We start from the raw sequence: 6909 nt of genomic DNA on the forward strand, positions 1-6909 counted from the left end.
GTTAAGCGAAGTCGTTTACCTTTTGAGAAGATTTGGTTAAGATAAAGTAAGTAATGATATTAATTGGAGTCGCTTCTCCTTAAGCTAAAGAGAAGATTGTGAACTTATATTGAAAGGATGAACATTTTGAAAACAGTATTTTCTGGTATTCAACCTAGTGGAACATTAACACTCGGAAATTATTTAGGAGCAATGAAAAACTTTGTGGAGATGCAAGAGGAGGCGAACTGTTATTTTTGTATCGTCGATCAACATGCGATTACCGTACCACAAGATCGTTTAAAACTTCGTGAAAATATCCGTAGCCTTGCTGCTCTTTATTTAGCAGTCGGCATTGATCCGGAGAAATCTACTTTATTTATTCAATCTGAAGTACCGGCTCATGCACAACTAGGTTGGATGATGCAATGTACTTCATACATCGGTGAATTAGAGCGTATGACTCAGTTTAAAGATAAGTCAGATGGTAAAGAAGCTGTATCTGCGGCCCTTCTTACATATCCACCATTAATGGCCGCCGATATTCTTTTATATAAAACAGATATCGTACCAGTTGGCGAAGACCAAAAACAACATCTCGAGTTAACGAGAGATTTAGCAGAACGATTTAACAAAAAATATAATGAAATCTTTACAATTCCAGAGGTTAAAATTCCAAAAGTTGGAGCTCGGATTATGTCTTTAAATGATCCTTCTAAAAAAATGAGTAAATCCAACCCTAATGTAAAAAGCTTCATCTCTATGTTAGACGAACCAGCGACCATTCGTAAAAAGATTAAAAGTGCTGTAACTGATACTGATGGCGAAATTCGTCTTGACCGCGAAAATAAAGCTGCCGTTTCAAACCTTTTAACGATCTATTCATTATGCTCAGGCTTATCAATTGATGAAATCGTAGCAAAGTACGAAGGAAAAGGCTACGGTGATTTTAAAGCGGACTTAGCAGAAGTTGTCATTCAAGAACTTGAGCCCGTACAAGCTCGTTATCATGAACTTCTTCAATCAGATGAACTTGACCAAATTTTAGATCGTGGTGCGGAAAAAGCAAACCGTGCTGCAAATAAAATGATTGAAAAAGCTGAACGTGCCATGGGACTTGGTCGTAAAAGAAGATAATAAATGACATTACCTCATAAAGTCAGAATAGACTTTGTGAGGTCTTTTTTATTCCGCATCTAATTAGGAAGAGGGTGACGTGATAAACTTCTTCCAAACAAAAACGCAAAATAAAAACGTTCCTCCGTTGAAAATATCAACTAAGAAACGTTTTTGGGCTTAATAGCCGTTCGTTTTTCTCCAAACTTTCCCTACGAAAAACGAAAGTCCTAAAGTTCCAACAAGTAAAACTACAGCAAGAATCTGCATAATTGTATAAGCAAATGAATCCCAAGTTTCCATGTTAAAGACTCCCCTCCTTATGCTTATTCTTATCTATTATAGGAGAGTTCATCCAACATGTAAACGATTCACTTAAACAACAAGGCCAATTTCACATAATTGCCTTGAGTTACACTTTAGCTAACCCTGCCATTCACACTTCTAAATTCACCGTTAAAAGCGATTTACTTTACACTTTCTCCTTGCTCTAAATCCCATAATTTCTCAAAAAACACTTGTCCCTTTACTAATGATTGGCAAAGTTGATGGTGTTTATCTGTCCAGCCTTCTTTTATTTCGTCATACATCCTTGCCGTAACTTCTTCTTTATCCATCGTTTGAATCGCACGATAGCTTTCAGGTGCCCATTCCGTATACCAATAACGAATTTCTGCTTCTTCACTTGATGTAAATAACTGCTCCAAAGCCATATATAATATTTGTTTCAATTGACGTTCTTTTCTTGTTAGCCCTTGCATATCAGCTGGATCTGGAGATAATAAGTGGTGTTGCTTCCTTTCAATAGGCATTTCCAATTCAAATGATTCACATTCATTTTGTTCGAGTAATTCAAAGACTAATTGCTCTTGCCTTGGTGAGAGTCTGCTTTTTCGAATCGGTGTTTTATATCCCATCGTATCAATAGCGATGATTCGCTCACCATCTGTCGCAATAAAACAATAATCAAGCTGAACACGGGACATGTTTTTTCTTAAGAAACTCTGGTTATGAACAGTTTTCAAAAGATAGTCTGGCAAATCGGCTAAGTCATTTTCAATGAAGTTGAATAATTCCTTTGTTACCTTAATCACGATCACTTGATCCAACACTTCTACACGGTCCTCGCTTCTCCACTCATAAAAATGACAAACATTGTAACCATTTTCTTCACCCTCAAACCAATTTACCCAAACATCTCGCATCTGGACCATTGATACTCCTCCTAACATCGAAAAGAATTGTACCCTCAGTATGGTCAAGCGTTAACCAATTTATTCCACGCACCCTTTTTTTCAATCGACAAATTTCATTATAAAGACCGTAACCACTTAATTTGATTCTTCAAAAAAAATTGATTTTTTATAAATAGACCAAGTATCCATCTTTAACAAATCCAATGTGGTGAGTGCAAACTTCTGTATAACGGATTCAACCATATAAAAACCAATCGAATATCCGAGCATCCGAGGAATCCCCTCTCTTGTATCTCCATTCAACAAATGACGATAGTAGTTTCTTCCCTTTAGTTTTAAATGTTCACGATAGTGATTATTGAACAAAGGTAAACAATCAGACAACCGATATTGCTCAACCCACGGGGCTAAAGCGTCTTTTCCAAGCTCCTCCTTCACCGCTGCTTCCGCGAGCCCTTCCATTAAAATCGACTCTAATAAGGAGACTTCCTCTTCTTTATTATTCGTAACGGCCAAACGACAAACATGGTGATATTCATGCACAATTAAAGCTAATAATTGCTCTTCATTAATGTTAGGATCAATAAATAAACAAATGATCATATCTGTTGAAAGTCCTGTTTTCCCGCCTACTTCTCTCCATAAATGCTCTTTTGCTCGTTCAATTGGAAAAATAAAAATAGGTACATCCGGTCCGGTCCATTCTTTTCTTAATTGTAAAAATTTATTTTGTGTTACACTCCACCATTTTTTATTTAATAAATCCTCCTCCATTAACGTTAAATCAGTCTCTGGATTCGATAAGCCTAAATCTAAAAAATAGCGATGAACTTCTTCTATTTTATGATTTTTAAAATAATCAATAATTGGTGTGATTAGCATTCTTTGTTGCCATTCATATCTTTCTTTTGCATTCTTTTTTTCCTTCCAGTATTTAAGGTAATACTGGAGCCATTTATCTGTTCGAACAACTCCCATATAATGACACCTCCAATCCTCAGCCTCTACATTCTATGCGAACAATAAATCGGAATGAACCGTATTCCTCATTCTGCCAAAGATAAAATTCACTTTTTTCGACAAAGATTACTCTTCGGATTTGGACTACAGGGGAGGTGCGGAATTATAGCACTCTTTTGATTCCCTTTACGGCTTTTATTTGATGGCTTTTGGATTCATTGCTAGCCTTTGATTCCCTTTGCGGCTCTTATTCGATGGCTTTTGACTTCATTGCTGGCCTTTGATTCCCTTTGCGGCTCTTATTCATTCGCTTACGACTTTATTCCACATTTCATACAAAAAAAGACCACTCAATAGTGAATGGTCTTCTGAGTTAGTCCTTTAACTTGGAGAGTGTTCTTAAATATGTCCTCCTCAAAAAAGAGGGCTCTAAATGAACAATAGGGGGGAATGAACTTTTTTCTGCCTTTTTGGAATCCGTTCTTTTTTAGGTACTCGGTTCTGGTCTGTTACTTTAACAGCAATGACTGAGTGAGCACAAACCGTAATGACAGAATGAACACTTTGATTAAAATCATAAAGGAGAACTTCACCATCTTTTACCTCAACAAAATAACCTTCAATCGGTGTTGTCGAATGCAAATATATTTTCACCAACGAATTTCTAGCAATATTACGAAAAAGAGCCACGCCACTACACCTTGTTTCAGTGACTTCTTGACCACTTTCTTTACGATTTCCCCACATTAATTCATTCCAGCTCATTTTTATCCCCCCTCACCTAACCCAACACTGAGGTTATTTCTTAATATTTTTTGCAGCCTTTATCAAATTTACATCTTACATTTTCATCACTTACTGCTACTGCTACGATATCGTCACAGCAAATCGTAATTAAAGTATGACAATCTTTATCAAAATCAAATAACGTAGCCTCTTTACCATTGCTTTCGATATAATAACCTTCTACTGCTTTAGATGCTTTTAAGAAAACTTTCACATATTGATTACGTGATACATGTCTAAAGAAAGTTTCACAATCACAAGCTTGGTTATAACTCGCTCCTCTTGTATTTCCCCATCCGTACATAGTATTCCCTCCTTTCTGATAGTACATCTTATGCCAAGCTTATAACGCTTGTATAGACGACTCCCTTAAATCTGGAAACTTTTCATAGAAAATCGAATTTCATATTAAAGAAGGAGCTATCTAAAATAAAGTGCATTTTCAACTTTACTAGATAGCTCCAAATCATCATTTTAAAAGACTATTATTTGCAGCCTTTTTTACCGCTGTCATATTTACATCTTACATTTTCTTGACTTACTGCTACTGATACGATATCGTCACAACAAATCGTAATTACTGTATGACACTCTTCGTCAAAATCAAACAATGTTACTTCATTGCCATTAGATTCAACATAATATCCTTCTACCGCTTTACTAGCTTTTAAATAGACTTTTACATATTGATTTCTTGCTACATGTCTAAAGAACGTATCGCAATCACAGCCACTTCTAGCACCTCTAACATCTCCATATCCGTAACCACAGCTCATTTACATGACCTCCTTTCAAAGTATAATACATCTTATGCGTCACTCTATTTGATGTATAGACAAATCTATCAGTAACAAATTCATCAATTCTCTGCATCCCTTTTTCTACTAGAACTTTACTGACTGAACCACAAATTGAACAACGGTTTCCACATTTCTAGACGAATGCACATAGGCAAGTGTACTATGACATACAAAGTGATAAATATATATGATGCGTAATATCTCGTAAAGTGAAGTGAAATCTCGTAAAGAAATGTAGTGTTATCAAGGGTTAGAGGAAATTTGAGAGAAGAAAAAACAAAGTGATAAAAAACTAATCAAAATGAGAAATTTTTCGGTTTTCGGTTCGATATGGACTGGAAACCGTTTTTTAAATACCAATTCTTTAAAAACGTTTAAACCCTTGATATATAGCGTTTAAATGCGTTTAAAAGGATGTTTAAATCAGCGAATCGAATATGATGATTGCGGAAATTTTATTGCGGAAATGCGGAACTGTTTCCGCAATACCTTCAAGCCAGTCATATCAAGCGATTCGGGATTTTAACTTCGAAAAACTTTCCGCAATGCTTTCCGCAATCTTTATTGTATATTAATTCATTATTATGTATAGAAATAATATATAAATTCAAACTCGATACAAGGCTTAAATTTGCGATTAAATGGAGGTTGATATGAGAAATCAAATCTAATTTCGTTCTAGTGGCCTTCAGCGACTTTCTTCTATAGAAGTAATTAAAATGGACCACCAACATTTCTATTGATGGCCCACAACAAGGAAGGATAACGAAAGCTGTCAACCAGCAACCTTCGTTCCTTCTATTATAGCAATCTCTAAAAATACGATGTTGCAATTTTAACGATTTTTAAAGCGGTAAAATACTTACCGTTTTAGGGTAAAAAATTAGGCGTGCTTCTTTTCAGGTGCAGGAGTTACGCTTTCGGTTTTGGAAGTCGACTTCGACGACGTTCCCCTTTTAACAGGACTTACAGTTAGATCGCGTTTCATTCTAGCGATCGTCATGAGTTCAATAGCGTCTCTATCACTTAAACTATTGAAAATCTGAACTAGTTCTTGAGCCTCCCCTGATAGTTCAATAGATTTCTCTTTTTCTTCTTCAGTATTCTTCTGGATATGTCTATCTTCATAAAGAGCAGCTCCCATTTTTAATAGGTCCACTAGATCGTCTTCGTTAAATTCTTCTGTATTTCCCTCTTTCCGAAGGTTAGAAACGACATTTTTCATGACACGTTTCGTCATTTCAGGTTCCTTAAATCGACCTCCAGCGACAACCTTGTCGATAATCAACATGTCGGATTGTGTAAGTATATTACCATTTTCGGAAATAGAATGGCCTATGTATTCCTCACCAGTCAACAACCAATCAGCTGACACTCCGAATTCACCCGAAATTGCGTGTATAGCCTTTGCTCCCGGTAAAGACTTCTTCTTTTCACTTTCCCAATCACCGACGTTCCCGGCAGAAACCTCGATTCTTTTTGCGAATGCAGCTTGAGACAAGCCATTCTTTTCTCTCAAATACTTAATGCGAACCCCAATGTTATCAATACTTTTCATAGTTTTTCCCTCCACACGAATTATCGTATTTTTTTACACGAAAAAGCGGTTATTCTTATTGACTTACACGAAAAAGCGTGTATAATTTAAATTAACAAGTGGTAACGTACTTACACAATCATATCAAAGGTGGTTTATCAAAACCTATCAAAATTTCTGAAACGAGAGGAGAAATCTTTCATGAATGTTCGACACGCCAAGCAAGTAGAAGAGATGATCGGCAAGAAGGTCCGCATTTACATTAGTGGAAAAAAGATTGAACGCGTCCTACGAAGTGACTCCCAAGGGCTATACATACGTTTTGAAAAAGAGCGCGTTTCCGTCCGTCCAGACGAAAGCACATTGAATGTCCTTAGCTTCCTTGCTCTTTCTCCTAAGAATGCAGCTGCTATCGAAAAGCTTCGAAAGTCTCGTGAGACGAAAACGGAGCAAAAGCAAGAAGAGTCCAATAAAGAGGATTCTGGTGAGGAACAATCGGAAAAGCGAGTGGATAGCAATGTAATCTCATTCCGCC

9 protein-coding genes are annotated in these 6909 nt (G+C 36.5%); 2 read left to right on the forward strand and 7 right to left on the reverse strand.

Features of this window, described 5'->3' with window-relative positions:
• The first annotated feature begins 123 nt into the window (after positions 1 to 123).
• Positions 124 to 1116, forward strand: a complete 993-nt coding sequence (gene trpS / locus BALCAV_RS10340; protein ID WP_040323865.1) for a tryptophan--tRNA ligase — start codon at positions 124 to 126, stop codon at positions 1114 to 1116.
• Positions 1117 to 1275: 159 nt separating this feature from the next.
• Here trpS and BALCAV_RS23085 read toward each other — a convergent pair whose 3' ends face one another.
• The 7 genes from BALCAV_RS23085 to BALCAV_RS21175 form a co-directional block, all read right to left on the reverse strand.
• Entirely contained in the window at positions 1276 to 1398 is a 123-nt protein-coding gene (locus tag BALCAV_RS23085) for a hypothetical protein (protein WP_003321882.1), read from the reverse strand.
• A 164-nt stretch (positions 1399 to 1562) separates the two neighbouring features.
• Positions 1563 to 2309 carry a YjbA family protein gene (locus BALCAV_RS10345; protein ID WP_003321881.1) on the reverse strand — a complete coding sequence of 249 codons (747 nt, stop codon included), beginning with the start codon at positions 2307 to 2309 and terminating at the stop codon, positions 1563 to 1565.
• Between the two features lie 117 nt (positions 2310 to 2426).
• A complete protein-coding gene (locus BALCAV_RS10350; RefSeq protein WP_003321880.1) occupies positions 2427 to 3269 on the reverse strand; it encodes a DUF2268 domain-containing putative Zn-dependent protease in 843 nt (280 codons plus the stop codon).
• Positions 3270 to 3680: 411 nt separating this feature from the next.
• Complete coding sequence (locus BALCAV_RS10355) at positions 3681 to 4016, reverse strand: hypothetical protein (RefSeq protein WP_003321233.1); 336 nt, start codon at positions 4014 to 4016, stop codon at positions 3681 to 3683.
• Positions 4017 to 4056: 40 nt separating this feature from the next.
• Positions 4057 to 4341 (reverse strand): hypothetical protein, encoded by a 285-nt coding sequence (locus BALCAV_RS10360; RefSeq protein WP_003321234.1) that lies wholly within the window; start codon positions 4339 to 4341, stop codon positions 4057 to 4059.
• Positions 4342 to 4522: 181 nt separating this feature from the next.
• Positions 4523 to 4813: a hypothetical protein gene (locus tag BALCAV_RS10365; RefSeq protein ID WP_003321235.1), complete on the reverse strand. Its 291-nt coding sequence runs from the start codon at positions 4811 to 4813 to the stop codon at positions 4523 to 4525.
• A 907-nt stretch (positions 4814 to 5720) separates the two neighbouring features.
• Positions 5721 to 6395, reverse strand: a complete 675-nt coding sequence (locus BALCAV_RS21175) for a helix-turn-helix domain-containing protein (RefSeq protein WP_052044367.1) — start codon at positions 6393 to 6395, stop codon at positions 5721 to 5723.
• Positions 6396 to 6575: 180 nt separating this feature from the next.
• Here BALCAV_RS21175 and BALCAV_RS10375 point away from each other — a divergent pair.
• A partial coding sequence (locus tag BALCAV_RS10375; RefSeq protein ID WP_040323862.1) for a hypothetical protein occupies positions 6576 to 6909 on the forward strand: 334 nt, incomplete at its 3' end.

It is taken from the genome of Alkalihalobacillus alcalophilus ATCC 27647 = CGMCC 1.3604, assembly GCF_000292245.2.
In the GTDB taxonomy this organism is placed as follows: Bacteria; Bacillota; Bacilli; order Bacillales; family Bacillaceae_D; genus Alkalihalobacillus; species Alkalihalobacillus alcalophilus.

Coding starts and splice junctions, on each gene's coding strand:
- BALCAV_RS23085 (WP_003321882.1), bottom strand. CDS start 1,398: ATGGAAACTTGGGATTCATTTGCTTATACAATTATGCAGATTCTTGCT.
- BALCAV_RS10355 (WP_003321233.1), bottom strand. CDS start 4,016: ATGAGCTGGAATGAATTAATGTGGGGAAATCGTAAAGAAAGTGGTCAA.
- BALCAV_RS10360 (WP_003321234.1), bottom strand. CDS start 4,341: ATGTACGGATGGGGAAATACAAGAGGAGCGAGTTATAACCAAGCTTGT.
- BALCAV_RS10350 (WP_003321880.1), bottom strand. CDS start 3,269: ATGGGAGTTGTTCGAACAGATAAATGGCTCCAGTATTACCTTAAATAC.
- BALCAV_RS10345 (WP_003321881.1), bottom strand. CDS start 2,309: ATGGTCCAGATGCGAGATGTTTGGGTAAATTGGTTTGAGGGTGAAGAA.
- BALCAV_RS10365 (WP_003321235.1), bottom strand. CDS start 4,813: ATGAGCTGTGGTTACGGATATGGAGATGTTAGAGGTGCTAGAAGTGGC.
- BALCAV_RS21175 (WP_052044367.1), bottom strand. CDS start 6,395: ATGAAAAGTATTGATAACATTGGGGTTCGCATTAAGTATTTGAGAGAA.